This window comes from Variovorax sp. PEI5 (genome assembly GCF_056679935.1).
In genome coordinates this window covers 3,272,693-3,287,991 of record NZ_CM155257.1, presented here as the reverse complement: position 1 = coordinate 3,287,991, position 15,299 = coordinate 3,272,693, and the positions used below count along the sequence as shown (strand labels likewise).

Here is a 15,299-nt window from a genome sequence, read left to right as displayed (position 1 = left end):
AAGCACCCAGCGATTTCGGGCGCGGAAGCCTCAGCGTTGCGATGGCGGGGCCGGGATGGCCATCGGCGTGGTCGGCAGTTGCAGCGTGAAGGCCGGCGTGGCGCCGATGCCCGACCCGACCTGGGCCGAGCGCGTGCCGACGCCCTGCAGGACATAGCCCTCCGCCAGCTGGCGGCCGACTCGGAAGGGGCGCGGTGGCTGGCCATCGACGGCGATCAGGGCGATGCCCTGCTGCAGCGAGTCGGCGATCACACCCATGAGGGCGAAGCGGCTGGCCGCTTCGGGCGTGGCGGCCACCACTGGCGCGCCAGCCGGCGCGGCGCCGAGCAACCTGGCGACGGCGGTCGGGTCGATGACGCTGGTCGACGGCGCCGCCACGACCGGCGGAGGCGGCGCATCGGGCGGCGCGGCCAGACGCAGGCCCCAGAACACCACGACGGCGATGGCGGCGGCCCAGAGGCCGGAGGTGGCAACGGCGGCGGGCCAGCGAGCAGTCGGGTAGGAGAGCGTCATGGGCGCGGATTATCATGCAGCGACCACGACGGCGCGCTCGCCGTATCGCCCTCTCAGACCCTCCCGACCTCGACACCTTCTCCTCATGCCCTCTTCTCTCCGTTCCCCGGTGCGCGCCCTGCAGCGTGGCTTCACGTTGATCGAATTGATGGTGGTGCTGGTCATCATCGGCGTCCTCGCCGCCCTGATCGTGCCCAACGTGATCGGCCGAGCCGACGACGCGCGCGCCACGGCGGCGCGCACCGATGTCAACAACATCATGCAGGCGCTCAAGCTCTATCGGCTCGACAACCAGCGCTATCCCACCGGCGAGCAGGGCCTGCAGGCCCTGGTGAACCGTCCGACCGCCACGCCGATCCCGTCGAACTGGAAGCCGTACGTCGAGAAGCTCCCGAACGATCCATGGGGCCGCCCCTATCAGTACTTCAATCCGGGCATCCGCGGCGAGATCGACGTGCTGTCACTGGGTGCCGACGGCCAGCCCGGCGGCGAAGGCAACGATGCCGACATCGGCAGCTGGCAATAGGGCCCGCCCCGGAAGGGAGCGCGACGCCCTCCTCCCACCCGGACGATCGTCGCCGCAGGCCGGCTTCACCTTGCTGGAGCTGATCGTCGTGATCGCCATCATGGCGCTGGCGACGGCCGGAGTCGGCTTCGCGATGCGCGATCCCGGGGACACGGCACTCGCGCGCGAGGCGGATCGTCTGGTGGCCCTGCTGGAATCGGCGCGCGCGCAGTCACGCACCAGCGGCACGGCGGTCTATTGGCGGCCGACGCCTCGCGGTCCGGGCGATTTCGCCTTCGACGGCCTGCGACCCGGCGCGCTGCCCACGGCATGGCTCTCATCCGAGGGGCTGGCCGCCGTCACGGGCGATGGCCAGGGCCGCCCGACCCCCGCGCTGCAACTCGGACCGGAACCCATCATCGGCGCCCAGCAGATCGTCCTGACCCGCGAGGGCACGCCAGTGCGCAGCCTGCGCATCGCCACCGACGGCCTGCGGCCGTTCGCCATCGCGGCCGGTCCATGACGCGCCCTGGCATCCAAGTCCGACGCGCGCGCGGCTTCACCCTGATCGAGGTCCTCGTCGCGCTGGCCATCGTCGCCATCGCCCTGGCGGCCGGGACACAAGCCACGTCGGCACTCACGCGCAACGCGCAACGCCAGTCCGACACGCTGCTGGCCGGCCTGTGCGCCGAGAACGAACTGGTGCAGGCGCGGCTGGCGCGCCAGATGCCGGCCATCGGGCGCACGGCCCAGGTCTGCGTGCAGGCGGGGCTGGCCTTCGGTGTCACCGTGCAGACCTCCGCGACGCTGAATCCGAATTTCCGCCGCGTCGATGTCCGGGTGCGCGATGCCGCCGACACGCCGATCCTGGAGATCTCGACCCTGGTGGCCCGGTACTGACGACGATGGAAACATCCAGGCACCGCGCCGTGCGCGGCTTCACGCTGATCGAACTGATGGTCGGCATCGCGGTCATGGCGATGCTGGCGCTGATGAGCTGGCAGGGACTCGACGGAATGATGCGGGTGCAGAGCTACAACCGGGAGCGCGGCGATGCGGTCACCACCCTGCAGACGACCCTCGCGCAATGGGGTGCCGACCTCGATGCCACGGTGGTCATGCCGCAGATCCAGCCGATCGCCTGGAATGGCCAGGTGCTGCGCCTGACGCGACGCGGCGCCGATGGCACGCAGCCCGTGCTGTACGTGGTCGCCTGGGCCATGAGCGCGGACACGGCCACCGGCATGCGCTGGCGTCGCTGGCAATCCGGGGCCGTGGCCACGCGGGCGGAATGGCAGCGGGCCTGGGCACAGGCCGATGCCTGGGCCCAGGGCAGCAACGAGACCCTGCGTGGCACCGAGGTCACGTTGATGCCGCTCACGAGCTGGCAACTCCAGTATTTCCGTGGTGCCGCGTGGACCGACGCGGCTTCGGGTCCCAATGCCGTCGGCGGCCTGGGCGTGGGCATGCCCGATGGCATCCGGCTGGTGCTGAACCTGCCTCCCGGGCCGGGGTTGGCCGGCCTGGTGACGCGCGACTGGATCCGTCCGACCGTGGCGATCCCCAAGACATGAGCAGCATGCCGTCGTACACAGCTCTTCGCTCCCGGGGCGTGATCCCGTCGAAGGAATGCCCATGAGCGCGCACCACCCCGGAAGGCCGGCACGTCGCCAGAAGGGCGTCGCATTGCTCGCGGCGATGCTCACCGTCACGCTGGTGGCGACGCTCGCCGCCGCGGCGCTCTGGCAGCAATGGCGGGCGGTGGAGGTCGAGACCGCCGAACGAGCGCGCCTGCAGTCGAGCTGGGTCCTGGTGGGCGCCCTCGACTGGTCGCGCCTGATCCTGCGCGAGGACGGCCGCACGCCCGGCGCCGACCACCTCGCCGAGCCCTGGGCCATCGCGCTGGAGGAGGCGCGCCTGTCGACCTTCCTGGCGGCCGAGCGGCCCACTGCAGACGACGCCACCCAGACCTTGCCAGACGCCTTCCTGTCGGGCCGCATCGTGGATGCGCAGTCCAAGCTCAACGTGATGAATCTGGTGGAGGCCGGCAAGCCGGTGCCCGAGGCGGTCGCCGCCTTCACCAAGCTGTTCGGACTGCTCGGCCTGCCGGCTCAGGACCTGGAGATCATGATCGCCAGCCTGCAGCGCGTCTTTCCGGCACCCAGCACGGCGGCTGCGACCGCCAACAACGCTTCGGCGACTCCGGCCGCCCCCACCGCCGCAGCGGCGGCATCGATGCCGTCCGGCGCCGCTTCCTCACCGGCGGCCGGCTCGACCGCGACGTCCCTGGACCCCTCGGTCTCGATCGAGGCGAATGCACCCCTGCTGCCACAGCGCATGTCCCAGCTGCCATGGCTGGGCGTGTCGAGCACGACGGCGACGGCGCTCGAACCCTATGTCACGGTGTTGCCGGTGCGCACCGCGCTCAACATCAACACCGCCAGCGCCGAGGCGCTCTTCGCCAGCGTGCCGAACCTGGACCTGGCTGGTGCCCAGCGCCTCGTCGCCCAGCGCTCGCGCAGCTTCTTCCGCACGCTCGCCGATGGCAGCGAAGCCTTGGGCACGACCCGTTTCATCGACGGCCAGCACGGTGTGGCCAGTTCCTTCTTCGAGACCCATGGCCGGCTGCGGATCGGTCAGACCTGGCTGGACGAACACTCCCTGTTGCGGCGCAATGGCGTGGAAGTGGTGATCCTGTGGCGAGAACGTGGCGCAGGCGCGACATTTACGAGCACTCCCAGATGATTGAGACGATCTGTCACAGTTCATGTCGAACATGGCTCTGACGCCGTCGAGGTCTGAGATGATAGCTATCGTTTTAATAGCATAAAAGTCGGGTGCGTCCTACAATCAAAGGCTCCTCCAGCCTTCTCTGAAATTTCGTCCTGTTTTTCCTTTTTCCATGCCCTTGCTCGTGACGATTCCACTCCCGTCGGCACCCGCCGGCAGCGAGTATGGCTGGGACCTCTGGTCGGCCGACGGCAGCAAACTGCGATCGAGTGGCAGCGCGCTGCCCGCCCTGCTTCCATCCGGCGACGACCTGCTGCTGGCGGTGCCCGCCGCGGCCCTGTCGTGGCACGAAGTCACCCTGCCTCAGGGCAGCATGAACAGTCCGGTGCGACTGCGTTCCGTGCTGGCCGGCCTGCTCGAGGACCGTCTGCTGGAAGATCCAGAGGCACTGCATTTCGCTCTCGCGCCCGACGCCGTCGCCGGCCGCCCGATCTGGGTCGCCGCCTGCCAGCGAACATGGCTGCGCGGGATCGTCCAGGGCTTCGAGGCCGCGGGTCGCCGCATCGAACGCATCATTCCCGAATTCACCCCGCGTCCGCGCGCCGCGTCGGCCGTCCCGACCGACCCGGATGCGCCGGCGCTGGCCTCGGGGGCGCTGTTCGCCACCGGCGAGCCCGACGACGCGCGCATCACGCTGTGCGATGCGCAGGGCGTGCTGGCCCTGCCGCTGGATGCCGCCGGCGTCGCCGCGCTGGGCACGCTGCCGCCGGACACCCGGGTGCAGGCCGAGCCGGCCGTCGCCGCCCTGGCCGAGCAGCTCCTCGGGATGCCGGTGCCGATCGTGCTGCCGGCCGAGCGTTGGCTCCAGGCCGCCACCTCGGGCTGGGACCTGGCGCAGTTCGACCTCGCCTCGACGGGCCGGGCCCGCGCCGGCAAGAAGTTCGCCGCCATCGCGCAGATGCTCTGGCATGCCCCGCGCTGGCGCGCGGCACGCTGGGGCGCGGCGGTGCTGGTGCTGGCACAGCTGATCGGCATCAATGCCTGGGCCTGGAAGGAACGCCGGGCGCTCGACGCCAAGCGCGGCGCCATCGGCGCCATCCTCGCCGAGACCTTCCCGGGCGTGCAGCCCTACGAGCCGGCGCTGCAGATGGCGCGTGAAGTCGCGTCCCTGCAGCAGGCCACCGGTGGCGTGTCGGCGAGCGATGCCGAGCCGATGCTTGCCGCGCTCGCGGCGCTGCTGCCGCCCGGCCGCACGCCCAGCGCGATCGACTATGCGGGCGGCCAGTTGCGTCTGCGCGGCCTGGGTCTGGGCCTGGCCGACGTGACCCAGATCGCCACGGCCATGGCCTCGCGTGGCTACAGCGCCCGCAGCGAAGGCGATCTCCTGCTGCTGCAGGCCACGTCCGCGGGAGCGGGTCGATGAGCGCCCTCCGGACGGCGAGGACGCGACTGCGCACCTGGTGGCGCGAACTGCCAGCGCGCGAACAGCGGCTGGTGGCCATCGCGGGCGTGGTCGTCGCCCTGGCGCTGCTGTGGTGGGTCGCCCTGGCGCCGGCGCTGCGCACCATCTTGACGGCGCGGATCGCCCATGCGCAACTCGACGTCCAGCTCCAGCAGATGCAGGCGCTGCAGGTCCAGGCGCGGGCGTTGCAGGCCCTGCCGCGGGCCAATCGCGACGACGCCCTGCGCGCGCTCGAGAGTTCCGTCAACGACGGTCTGGGCGGCAGCGTGCGGATGCAGACGGCCGGCAGCAGCGCGACCGAAGGCGTGCTCGTCACCTTGCGCGCCACGCCGGCGACCAGCTTCGCGCAGTGGCTGACGCAGGCGCGCGGCAACGCACGCGCGTTGCCACGCGAGATCCACATCACGCGTTCGCAAGCGGCCGCGTCGAGTGCCCCGGTCGGGGCCAATGTCCCGGGCAGTCCCGGCGGGTTCTCCGGCCTGCCATCAGGTGCGATGCCGTCGCCCGGCATGCGCACGGGCCCGCCGCCCGGAGGCCCCGTGTCGATGTCAGGACGCATGGGCCCGCCGCCCGGCGGCCCGGTCTCGATGGCCGGCATGCCGGCCACCGGGCAGCCGGTGGCGGCCAGCGCCGAGGCGCTGGGGGCACGCTGGGACGGCACGCTCGTCATGAGCCTGCCCGCGCGTTGACGCCTCGATGCGTCGCGACACCGGCTTCCCGCCCCCTGCTTTCATGGCGACCCTCCAGACCGCTTCCCCGGCTCGTTCGACCGCTTCGCGCGGCTGGCGCTGGGCGGTGCCGGGCGCCCTGGTCGGCGGCGTCGTCGCGCTGCTGTGCTTCGCACCCGCACGCTGGCTGGCCGCCGGCATCGCCGACTGGACCGGTGGACGGGTGCAACTGGTCAATGCGCGCGGCACGGTCTGGAACGGCAGCGCCGGACTGGTCTTCGCGAGCGGCGCGGGCGGCCATGCGGCGGTCTCGCTGCCGGGCGCGGTCGGCTGGGTGCTGCGGCCCGGCTGGGGCACGGTCGAGGCTACGCTCGACCTGTCCTGCTGCGCGGCGCAACCGGTCCATGTCCGCTTGCGTCCCGAGGCCGGTGGCCTGCAGCTGGACTGGAGCGACAGCACATCGCGCTGGCCGGCCGCGCTGCTGGCCGGTTTCGGAGCGCCCTGGAATTCGCTCAAGCCCGAGGGCGTGCTGGAACTCGCGACGCAGTCCTTCACCATGCGCCTGAAGGATTCGAAGCTCGCACTCGGCGGTCGCGTCACGCTCGACGCGACCGACATGTCGTCGAGCCTCTCGACGCTGCGCCCCATGGGCAGCTATCGCTTCGTCGTCGAGGGCGGCCCGGTGCCGACCCTGCTCCTCACCACGCGCGAAGGCAGCCTGCAGCTCAACGGCAGCGGCAGCTGGAGCGGCACTTTCATGCGCTTCAGCGGCGAAGCCAGCGCGGCTCCGGGCCGCGAGGACGCGCTGTCGAACTTGTTGAACATCATCGGGCGGCGCGAGGGCGCCCGCTCGCTCATCACCCTGGATTGATCCCATGAAGCACCTGTCCTCACATGGCGTGCGCCTCGGCATCGCCGCGGTCGCCGCGCAACTGCTGATGACCGCCTGCCTGCCGGCCGCCCTGGCCCAGGACGGCGTGCCGCGACGCGGCGAGCCCATCACCCTGAACTTCTCCAACGCCGAGATCGAATCGGTGGCCCGCACGATGGCTGTCATCACCGGTCGCGACGTCGTCGTCGACCCGCGCGTGAAGGGTGTCGTCAACCTGCAGACCGAACGCGCCATCGCTCCCGCCGCCGCCTTCAACCAGTTCGCCGCCGCGCTGCGACTGCAGGGCTTCGCCGTCGTGCAGGCCGATGGCCTCTACAAGATCGTGCCGGAGGCCGATGCCAAGCTGCAGAGCAGCGCCGTCACCACCTCCACCAGCGGCATCGCCTCGATGAGCGGCAACCAGATCGTCACGCAGGTCTTCAAGCTCAACTACGAATCGGCCAACAACCTGCTGCCGGTGCTGCGCCCGCTGATCGCGCCCAACAACACCATCAACGTGAACCCCGGCAACAACTCGCTGGTCATCACCGACTACGCGGAGAACATGCGGCGCCTGGCACGCATCGTGGCCTCGCTCGACGTGCCCAATGCCTCGGACATCGAGGTGATACCGCTGAAGCATTCGATCGCCAGCGACATGGTGCCGCTGGTCAACCGCCTGCTCGATGGCGGCCCGGCCACCACCGGCGTCGGTGGCGCCGCGGCTCCCGGCGGCGCGCCCGGCGGCCTGGCCGATGCCTCGTTCCGCACCTCGATCCTGGCCGACCCGCGCAGCAATTCGCTGATCCTGCGCGCGGCCAATCCGGCGCGGACGCAACTGGTGCGCTCCCTGGTCGCCAAGCTCGACCGCGCGGCCATCGACAACCCCAATGGCGATGCCGGCAACATCTATGTCGTGTATCTGAAGAACGCCGATGCCGTGAAGCTGGCGACCACGCTGCGCGCGGCGATGGCGAGCGACGCGCGCGGCGCCGCGGCATTGGCCGGCGGCGGCGCCGCTGCGGGCGGCCTGCAGGCCCTGCCGCAGCAGCAACAGCAGCAACAGCAGCAGCTCCAGGGCGGCACGCTCACCAGCGCCGCAGCGACCGCGCCGCTGAACAACGCCAACCCGATCTCCACCGGCGGCCAGATCCAGGCCGACCCGACCACCAACTCGCTGATCATCACCGCCTCCGAGCCGCAATACCGCCAGCTGCGCGCGGTGATCGACCGGCTCGACGGCCGACGCGCGCAGGTGATGATCGAGAGCCTGATCATCGAGGTCAATGCGACCAAGGCGGCGGAGTTCGGCGTGCAGTGGCAGAGCGCACTGGGCGACGGTTCGACCCGCGGCATCGTGGGCACCAATTCCAGCGTCTCGGGCGCCAACAACAACATCATCGGCCTCGCGCTGGGTCTGGCCGCGGGCGCGACCACGACCATTCCCTCGGCCGGCCTGAACCTGGGCATCGGGCGGCGCAACAGCGACGGCCAGTACACCCTGGGCGTGCTGGCGCGCTTCCTCGAGGGCAATGGCGCGGGCAACGTGCTGTCGACCCCGCAGCTGCTCACGCTGGACAACGAGGAAGCCAAGATCGTCATCGGCCAGAACGTCCCGTTCCCCACCGGCCAGTACGCGAGCACCAACGGCTCGACGTCGAGCGTCAACCCGTTCACCACGGTCGAGCGCAAGGACGTCGGCCTGACGCTGCGCGTGCGCCCGCAGATCAACGAGAACGGCACGATCAAGATGCAGATCTTCCAGGAGGTCTCCAACGTCGACCAGTCCACGCGCGCCGATGTCAACGGCCCGACGACCAACAAGCGCAGCATCGAGTCGAGCGTGCTGGTGGAGGACGGCAGCATCGTGATGCTCGGCGGCCTGCTGCAGGACGACTACTCCAACACCAACGAGAAGGTGCCCGGGCTCGGCGACATCCCGGTGGTGGGCAACCTGTTCAGGAACGAGGTCCGCAAGCGCACCAAGACCAACCTGATGGTCTTCATCCGCCCGGTGGTGCTGCGCGACGGCGTCGTGACCGAGGCCTTCGCGGCCGACCGCTACGACACCATCCGCGGCATCCAGCAGGGCACGCAGCCCGAGTACCGGCCGCCCCTGAACAACGTGGGCCAGGCGCCCATGCTGCCGCCGCTGGTACTGCCCGATGGCACACAGGGCGGTGGCCGGCCGGCCGAACGCATCGAGGGCACGCGCCTGATCCCGCCGCCATCGGCGGCACAGAGCTCGGGCGTGCGCGCGCCGGCCGGCACGACCACCAGCACCCTGCCGCTGATCGGACCGCAGCGCGGCGCCCTGCCGCCGACCTCCGATCCGATGAGCTATCGCGAACCGAACTAGACCCAGGAATCCCACGCCATGGCCGTGCGCTACCCCCTGCCCTACGCCTTCGCGCGCTCGCAGCAGCTGCTGCTCGAAGAGTCCGACGACGGCACCCGCACGCTGTGGATGCCGCGCGTGCCGCCGCGCAGCGCGGTCGGCGAGGTGGCGCGCCGCTTCCAGGTCAAGGCCTTCGAGCCGCTCGACGCCGGCCTGCTCGCGCAGCGCATCAGCGCCGCCTACGCGCAGGGCGAGTCCAACGCCGCGGCGATCGTGAGCGAGGTGCAGGGCGATGCCGACCTGTCGCGCATGATGCAGGAGCTGCCGGCGGTCGAGGACCTGCTGGAATCGGCCGGCGACGCGCCGATCATCCGCATGCTCAACGCGCTGCTGACCCAGGCCGCGCGCGACGGCGCGAGCGACATCCACATCGAGCCCTACGAGCGCATGTCGTCGGTGCGCTTCCGCATCGACGGCACGCTGCGCGAGGTGGTGCAGCCCAACCGCGCGCTGCACGCGGCGCTGATCTCGCGCCTGAAGATCATGGCCGACCTCGACATCGCCGAGAAGCGCCTGCCCCAGGACGGGCGCATCTCGCTGCGGATCGGCACGCGCGCGGTCGACGTGCGGGTCTCGACCCTGCCAAGCGCCCATGGCGAGCGCGCCGTGCTGCGCCTGCTCGACAAGAACGAGAGCAAGCTCACGCTGGAGGCCGTGGGCATGCAGGGCGACACGCTCGAACGCTTCGAGAAGCTCATCGGCCAGCCGCACGGGATCATCCTGGTGACCGGTCCGACCGGCTCGGGCAAGACCACCACGCTGTATGCCGCCCTGAGCCGCCTGGACGCCGGGCGCAGCAACATCATGACGGTCGAGGATCCGATCGAGTACGAACTGCCGGGCGTCGGCCAGACGCAGGTCAACGCGAAGATCGAGCTGACCTTCGCCAAGGCCCTGCGCGCCATCCTGCGCCAGGACCCGGATGTCATCATGATCGGCGAGATCCGCGATTTCGAGACCGCGCAGATCGCCATCCAGGCCTCGCTCACCGGCCACCTGGTGCTGGCCACGCTGCACACCAACGATTCGGTCAGCGCCGTCACGCGCCTGACCGACATGGGCGTGGAGCCGTTCCTGCTGAGTTCGTCGCTGCTGGGGGTGCTGGCGCAGCGGCTGGTGCGCAAGCTGTGCCCGGTCTGCGCCGGCCACGCCGACAACGGCGAGGCCGCGCCGGTGGGTTGCGACGCCTGCGGCCAGACCGGCTACCAGGGCCGCACCGGCATCTTCGAGCTGCTGGTGGCCGACGACGCCGTGCAATCGCTCATCCACAGCCGCGCGCCGGAGAGCCAGATCTTCACCGCCGCCGAGCGCGGTGGCCTGCGCTCCATGCGCGAGGATGGTGAACGGCTGGTGCGCGCCGGCATCAGCTCGCGCGCCGAACTGCTGCGCGTGACGCGCGACTGAGCCCACCATGCCCGCCTATTCCTTCGACGCCATCGACGAGCAGGGCCAGCCGCGCAAGGGCGTGCTGGAAGCCGACACGGCGCGCGCCGCGCGCGGCATGCTGCGCGCCCAGAAGCTGATCCCGCTCGAGGTCGCCGTGGTCGGCGCGGCCGGCACGCTGCGCCCGGATGGCAGCATGAGCGGCGGCCGCCGCCTCTTCGGCCGCACGCGCGCCTTCAACAACACCGAACTGGCCGTGTGGACGCGGCAGATCGCCGGCCTCGTGTCCTCGGGACTGCCACTGGAGCGCGCGCTCACCGCCCTCACCGACGAGGCCGAGCGCGAGAACCAGCGCCATCTGCTCGCCTCGCTGCGGGCCGAGGTCAATGGCGGCTCGCCCTTCGCGCGCGCGCTGGCCCAGCATCCGCGCGAGTTCTCGCCGATCTATGTCGCCGTCATCGGCGCGGGCGAGCACAGCGGCAACCTGGGCCTGGTGCTCGAACGTCTGGCCGACGACCTCGAACAGCGCCAGGCGCTGCAGCAGAAGCTGGTCGGCGCGGCGTTGTATCCGGCCATCGTGTCGCTGATCGCCGTGGTCATCGTGATCTTCCTGGTCAGCTACGTGGTGCCCCAGGTGGCCAACGTGTTCGCCGGCACCAAGCGGGCGCTGCCGATCCTGACGGTGGCCATGCTGGCCCTGAGCGACTTCGTGCGCGGTTATGGCTGGACGCTGCTGATCGGCGTCGCGGCGCTGGTCGTCGGCATGCAGGTGGCGCTCTCGCGCCCGGCGTTCCGCGAACGCTTCGATGCCGCCTGGCTGCGCCTGCCCATCATCGGCAAGCTCGCGCGCGGCTACAACGCGGCGCGCTTCGCGAGCACCCTGGCCATGCTGGCGACCGCGGGCGTGCCGATCCTGCGGGCGCTGCAGGCCGCCGCCGAGACGCTGGGCAACCACGCCATGCGCACCGATGCGCTCGAGGCGCTGGTGCTGGTGCGCGAAGGCGCGCCGCTGGCATCGGCCCTGGCGCAGAAGAAGCGCTTTCCCGGCATCGTCTCGATGTTCGCGCGCCTGGGCGAACAGACCGGCACGCTGCCGTTGATGCTGCAGCGCGCCGCCACGCAGCTCGGCGCCGAGGTGCAGCGCCGCGCCATGCACCTGGCCACCATCCTGGAGCCCCTGCTGATCGTGGCGATGGGCGGCGTGGTGATGCTGATCGTGCTGGCCGTGCTGATGCCCATCATCCAGCTCAACCAGTTCGTCAAATGAGGCCGACGCTGGACGACAAGCTCGTGGTGGCGATCTCGTCGCGGGCGCTGTTCGACTTCGAGGAGGAGAACCGCCTCTTCGACCCGGCCCATCCCCAGGCCTACATGGAGCTCCAGCAGCAACGCCTGAAGGTCCCGGCCCGCCCTGGGGTGGCCTACCCGCTGGTGCACAAGCTGCTGGCCTTCAACACCGAAGCGGCGCGGCGCGTCGAGGTGGTGGTGCTCTCGCGCAACGATCCGGTGAGCGCGCTGCGCATCTTCCACTCCGCCAAGGATGCCGGACTGCGGCTCGAACGCGGCGTCTTCACGCAGGGTCGCGATCCGTTCCGCTACCTGCGCCCACTCGGCGCGCACCTGTTCCTGTCGGCCAACGAGCAGGATGTGAGCGAGGCCCTGGCCCTCGGTTTCCCGGCCGCTCGCGTGCTGACCGAATCGGTCGCCGCCGGCATGAACTATCCGCAGGAACTGCGCATCGCCTTCGATGGCGACGCGGTGCTTTTCTCCGACGAGGCCGAGCGCGTCTACCAGGCCGATGGCCTGGCCGCGTTCCAGACCCACGAGACCACCAAGGCGTCCCTGCCCCTGTCCGGCGGCCCGTTCAAGCCGCTGCTGGCGGCGCTGCTCAAGCTGCAGGAGCAGGCCGACGTCTCGGGCATGCGCGTGCGCACCGCGCTGGTGACGGCGCGCAGCGCGCCGGCCCACGAGCGCGCCATCAACACGCTCATGAACTGGGGCCTGGCGGTCGACGAGGCGATGTTCCTCGGTGGCCTGGACAAGGGTCCGTTCCTGCGCGAGTTCGAGCCCGACTTCTTCTTCGACGACCAGACCAACCACGTCGATGGCGCCGCGCGGCACGTGCCTTCGGGCCACGTGGCGAGCGGCATCGCCAACCTGCGCTGATCCGGCCCCGCCGGCATCGCGGCGCGCCGTCCTGGCGCACAACTTGCGCGAACCCCTCCATGTCCAGATCGCCCGCCACCTCCGCCTCCGCCTCCGACTCCAACGCCGAGCCCGCGCCGCCCCTGTCGCGGACGCTGCGCCGCATCGGTGCCCTGGCCCTGCCCTATTTTCGTTCCGAGGAGAAGTGGCGGGCCCGCGCGATGCTCGCGAGCATCGTCGCGCTCAACCTCGGCGCGGTCTACATGCTGGTGCTCAACAACCAGTGGTTCGCGCGCTTCTACGATGCGCTGCAGGAGAAGAACCAGATGGTGTTCTGGCGCGAGATCGGCGTGTTCTGCGGCATCGCCGCGGCCTACATCGCCATCGCGATCCTCAAGTTCTACCTGACCCAGCTGCTGCAGATGCGCTGGCGGGCCTGGATGACGCGCAGCTATCTCGAGCGCTGGATGCGCGACCACGCCTTCTACCGCCTCGAACTCGCCCGCTACGCGGATGGCGACGCCAAGCCCGACAACCCCGACCAGCGCATCCAGGAGGACATGCAGATCTTCACGGATTCCACCCTGACGCTGTCGATGGGACTGCTCAACGCGGTCGTCACGCTGGCGAGCTTCATCGGCATCCTGTGGAGTCTGAGCGGCACGGCGAACTTCACGCTGGCGGGCCACGAGGTGACGATCGCCGGCTCGATGGTCTGGATCGCGATGATCTACTGCGCGGCGGGCACGGTCCTCACGCACCTGATCGGCCGGCCGCTGATCGGGCTCAATTTCCGCCAGCAGCGCTACGAAGCCGACTTCCGCCACCACCTCATCCGCGTGCGCGAATACAGCGAGGCGATCGCGCTCGACCGTGGCGAGCGGGTCGAGCACGCGCAGCTCGACCTGCGCTTCGGCGCGGTGCTGAGGAACTACCTCAAGCTGGTGCGGGCGCAGAAGAACCTGGTGGCGTTCACCACCGCGTTCGGCCAGGCGTCGGTGATCTTCGCCTTCATCGTGCAGGCGCCGCGCTTCTTCGCCGGCACCATCCAGCTCGGGCAGCTCATGCAGGTCAACTCGGCCTTCGGCCGGGTGCAGGACGCGCTGAGCTGGTTCGTCGACAACTACGACCGGGTGGCCGTCTGGCGCGCGACGGCCGACCGCCTGACGGGCTTCGAAGCCGCCATGCGCGCCCATGCCGGACGCGCTCCCGCCCTCGCCGCCCTCGCGGCCGGGGACGCCGACGGACCGCGCGCCAGCGGCCTCGATGTCTCGCTGCCCGACGGCACCGCGCTGCTGCGGGACGTGGCGCTGGCCGTCCACCCGGGCGACCGCATCGTGCTGCAGGGTCCGTCGGGCAGCGGCAAGTCCACGCTGCTGCGCACCCTGGCCGGCATCTGGCCGCATGCCGCCGGCTCGGTGGCGTTGCCGGCCGATGCGATGTTCATCCCCCAGCGGCCCTATGTGCCGGACGGGTTGCTGCGCGACGCGCTGGCCTATCCGCGGCCGGCCGCCGACTACACCGACGCGCAATTGCGCCAGGCCCTCGACGACGCCCTGCTGCCGGCCCTGCGCACCCGGCTGGACGACAGCGATGCCTGGAGCCGGCGCCTGTCGGGTGGGGAGCAGCAGCGCCTGGCGATGGCGCGCGTGCTGCTGCGCCGGCCGCGCTGGCTGTTCGCCGACGAGGCCACCAGCGCGCTCGATGCGGCGGCCGAGGACACGCTCTACCGGCGCCTCGACGCCAATGCGCGGTCGACCGAGGGCGCCATCGTGTCGATCGCGCATCGCGCCTCGGTCGGCGCCTTCCACGACCAGCGCTGGACCCTGGTGCCGTCCACCGATGGCACGCCGGATGCGCCCGATGGGCCAGGTACGCCGGGCATGACGGGCACGCCGGATGCGCCGCGCTATCGCCTGGAGCCGTCCCGGGCGCCCACGTAGCGGGCCCAGCCGGTGGCGCGCAGTTCGCACGCCGGACAGCTGCCGCAGCCATAGCCCCAGGCGTGGCGATGCGTGCGGTCGCCCAGGTAGCAGGTGTGGGTCTCCTCGACGATCAGCTCGACCAGCGCATCGCCGCCCAGGCGATGCGCCATCGACCAGGTCTGCGCCTTGTCGATCCACATCAGCGGCGTCTCGATCACCAGCCGGCGCTCCAGGCCCAGCGACAGCGCGACCTGCATCGCCTTCATGGTGTCGTCGCGGCAGTCGGGATAGCCCGAATAGTCGGTCTCGCAGACGCCGGTGACCAGCACCTGCAGGCCGCGCCGATAGGCCAGCGCCCCCGCCAGCGCCAGGAACAGCAGGTTGCGGCCGGGCACGAAACTGTTGGGCAGGCCATCGGCCTGCATCGAGAAGGCGACCTCCTCGGTCAGCGAGGAGCCGCCGAGCTGCGACAGCGCGTCGACCGTGAGCAGATGGTCCTCGCCCAGGCGCGGAGCCCAGTCCGGGAAGCGTTCGCGCAGGCGTTCGCGCACGACGGTGCGCGCGTCGAGCTCGACGCGGTGGCGCTGGCCATAGTCGAAGCCGAGCGTCTCGACGCGTTCGTACTTGGACAGTGCCTCGGCCAGACAGGTCGTCGAGTCCTGGCCGCCGGAGAAGAGGACGAGGGCGGTGGTGTGCATG

15 protein-coding genes are annotated in these 15,299 nt (G+C 70.7%); 13 read left to right on the top strand and 2 right to left on the bottom strand.

Annotated features, from left to right (window positions below):
- Nucleotides 1–30: 30 nt before the first annotated feature.
- Nucleotides 31–513, bottom strand: coding sequence for a type II secretion system protein N (locus tag AC1MLT_RS15035; protein ID WP_481032998.1), 483 nt, complete (start codon nucleotides 511–513; stop codon nucleotides 31–33).
- 85 nt (nucleotides 514–598) lie between these two features.
- Between AC1MLT_RS15035 and gspG the strand changes: the two genes are divergently transcribed.
- The 13 genes from gspG (at nucleotide 599) to AC1MLT_RS14970 (ending at nucleotide 14,618) form a co-directional block, all read left to right on the top strand.
- Nucleotides 599–1,039: a type II secretion system major pseudopilin GspG gene (gene gspG, locus AC1MLT_RS15030; RefSeq protein ID WP_481032997.1), complete on the top strand. Its 441-nt coding sequence runs from the start codon at nucleotides 599–601 to the stop codon at nucleotides 1,037–1,039.
- Complete coding sequence (locus tag AC1MLT_RS15025; protein WP_481032996.1) at nucleotides 1,014–1,541, top strand: pilus assembly FimT family protein; 528 nt, start codon at nucleotides 1,014–1,016, stop codon at nucleotides 1,539–1,541. The genes gspG and AC1MLT_RS15025 overlap by 26 nt, the downstream gene beginning before the upstream one ends.
- Nucleotides 1,538–1,918, top strand: a complete 381-nt coding sequence (gene gspI / locus AC1MLT_RS15020) for a type II secretion system minor pseudopilin GspI (protein WP_481032995.1) — start codon at nucleotides 1,538–1,540, stop codon at nucleotides 1,916–1,918. The genes AC1MLT_RS15025 and gspI overlap by 4 nt, the downstream gene beginning before the upstream one ends.
- Nucleotides 1,919–1,923: 5 nt before the next feature.
- A complete protein-coding gene (locus AC1MLT_RS15015; protein WP_481032994.1) occupies nucleotides 1,924–2,592 on the top strand; it encodes a PulJ/GspJ family protein in 669 nt (222 codons plus the stop codon).
- Nucleotides 2,593–2,653: 61 nt separating this feature from the next.
- Nucleotides 2,654–3,763, top strand: a complete 1,110-nt coding sequence (gene gspK, locus AC1MLT_RS15010; protein ID WP_481032993.1) for a type II secretion system minor pseudopilin GspK — start codon at nucleotides 2,654–2,656, stop codon at nucleotides 3,761–3,763.
- Nucleotides 3,764–3,932: 169 nt separating this feature from the next.
- Nucleotides 3,933–5,171, top strand: a complete 1,239-nt coding sequence (gene gspL / locus AC1MLT_RS15005) for a type II secretion system protein GspL (protein ID WP_481032992.1) — start codon at nucleotides 3,933–3,935, stop codon at nucleotides 5,169–5,171.
- The gene (gene gspM, locus AC1MLT_RS15000; protein WP_481032991.1) at nucleotides 5,168–5,899 is read left to right on the top strand and encodes a type II secretion system protein GspM; all 732 of its coding nucleotides are present in this window, start codon (nucleotides 5,168–5,170) and stop codon (nucleotides 5,897–5,899) included. Before gspL ends, gspM begins: the two co-directional genes overlap by 4 nt.
- 43 nt (nucleotides 5,900–5,942) lie before the next feature.
- A complete protein-coding gene (gspN, locus tag AC1MLT_RS14995) occupies nucleotides 5,943–6,749 on the top strand; it encodes a type II secretion system protein N (RefSeq protein WP_481032990.1) in 807 nt (268 codons plus the stop codon).
- A 4-nt stretch (nucleotides 6,750–6,753) separates the two neighbouring features.
- Entirely contained in the window at nucleotides 6,754–9,108 is a 2,355-nt protein-coding gene (gene gspD, locus AC1MLT_RS14990) for a type II secretion system secretin GspD (RefSeq protein ID WP_481032989.1), read from the top strand.
- 24 nt (nucleotides 9,109–9,132) lie between these two features.
- Entirely contained in the window at nucleotides 9,133–10,551 is a 1,419-nt protein-coding gene (gene gspE / locus AC1MLT_RS14985) for a type II secretion system ATPase GspE (protein WP_481035042.1), read from the top strand.
- Between the two features lie 7 nt (nucleotides 10,552–10,558).
- Nucleotides 10,559–11,797 carry a type II secretion system inner membrane protein GspF gene (gene gspF / locus AC1MLT_RS14980; RefSeq protein WP_481032988.1) on the top strand — a complete coding sequence of 413 codons (1,239 nt, stop codon included), beginning with the start codon at nucleotides 10,559–10,561 and terminating at the stop codon, nucleotides 11,795–11,797.
- Complete coding sequence (locus AC1MLT_RS14975; RefSeq protein ID WP_481032987.1) at nucleotides 11,794–12,696, top strand: 5'-nucleotidase; 903 nt, start codon at nucleotides 11,794–11,796, stop codon at nucleotides 12,694–12,696. Before gspF ends, AC1MLT_RS14975 begins: the two co-directional genes overlap by 4 nt.
- Nucleotides 12,697–12,755: 59 nt before the next feature.
- A complete protein-coding gene (locus tag AC1MLT_RS14970) occupies nucleotides 12,756–14,618 on the top strand; it encodes an ABC transporter ATP-binding protein/permease (RefSeq protein WP_481032986.1) in 1,863 nt (620 codons plus the stop codon).
- Here the strand turns inward: AC1MLT_RS14970 and queC are convergent.
- Complete coding sequence (queC, locus tag AC1MLT_RS14965; protein WP_481032985.1) at nucleotides 14,585–15,298, bottom strand: 7-cyano-7-deazaguanine synthase QueC; 714 nt, start codon at nucleotides 15,296–15,298, stop codon at nucleotides 14,585–14,587. The genes AC1MLT_RS14970 and queC overlap by 34 nt on opposite strands.
- Between the last annotated feature and the right edge of the window lies 1 nt (nucleotide 15,299).

Excerpts from the sequence above, each read along its gene's own strand:
- AC1MLT_RS15035 (WP_481032998.1), bottom strand. The coding sequence starts at position 513 with ATGACGCTCTCCTACCCGACTGCTCGCTGGCCCGCCGCCGTTGCCACC.
- gspG (WP_481032997.1), top strand. The coding sequence starts at position 599 with ATGCCCTCTTCTCTCCGTTCCCCGGTGCGCGCCCTGCAGCGTGGCTTC.
- AC1MLT_RS15025 (WP_481032996.1), top strand. The coding sequence starts at position 1,014 with ATGCCGACATCGGCAGCTGGCAATAGGGCCCGCCCCGGAAGGGAGCGC.
- gspI (WP_481032995.1), top strand. The coding sequence starts at position 1,538 with ATGACGCGCCCTGGCATCCAAGTCCGACGCGCGCGCGGCTTCACCCTG.
- AC1MLT_RS15015 (WP_481032994.1), top strand. The coding sequence starts at position 1,924 with ATGGAAACATCCAGGCACCGCGCCGTGCGCGGCTTCACGCTGATCGAA.
- gspK (WP_481032993.1), top strand. The coding sequence starts at position 2,654 with ATGAGCGCGCACCACCCCGGAAGGCCGGCACGTCGCCAGAAGGGCGTC.
- gspM (WP_481032991.1), top strand. The coding sequence starts at position 5,168 with ATGAGCGCCCTCCGGACGGCGAGGACGCGACTGCGCACCTGGTGGCGC.
- gspN (WP_481032990.1), top strand. The coding sequence starts at position 5,943 with ATGGCGACCCTCCAGACCGCTTCCCCGGCTCGTTCGACCGCTTCGCGC.
- gspD (WP_481032989.1), top strand. The coding sequence starts at position 6,754 with ATGAAGCACCTGTCCTCACATGGCGTGCGCCTCGGCATCGCCGCGGTC.
- gspF (WP_481032988.1), top strand. The coding sequence starts at position 10,559 with ATGCCCGCCTATTCCTTCGACGCCATCGACGAGCAGGGCCAGCCGCGC.
- AC1MLT_RS14975 (WP_481032987.1), top strand. The coding sequence starts at position 11,794 with ATGAGGCCGACGCTGGACGACAAGCTCGTGGTGGCGATCTCGTCGCGG.
- AC1MLT_RS14970 (WP_481032986.1), top strand. The coding sequence starts at position 12,756 with ATGTCCAGATCGCCCGCCACCTCCGCCTCCGCCTCCGACTCCAACGCC.
- queC (WP_481032985.1), bottom strand. The coding sequence starts at position 15,298 with ATGCACACCACCGCCCTCGTCCTCTTCTCCGGCGGCCAGGACTCGACG.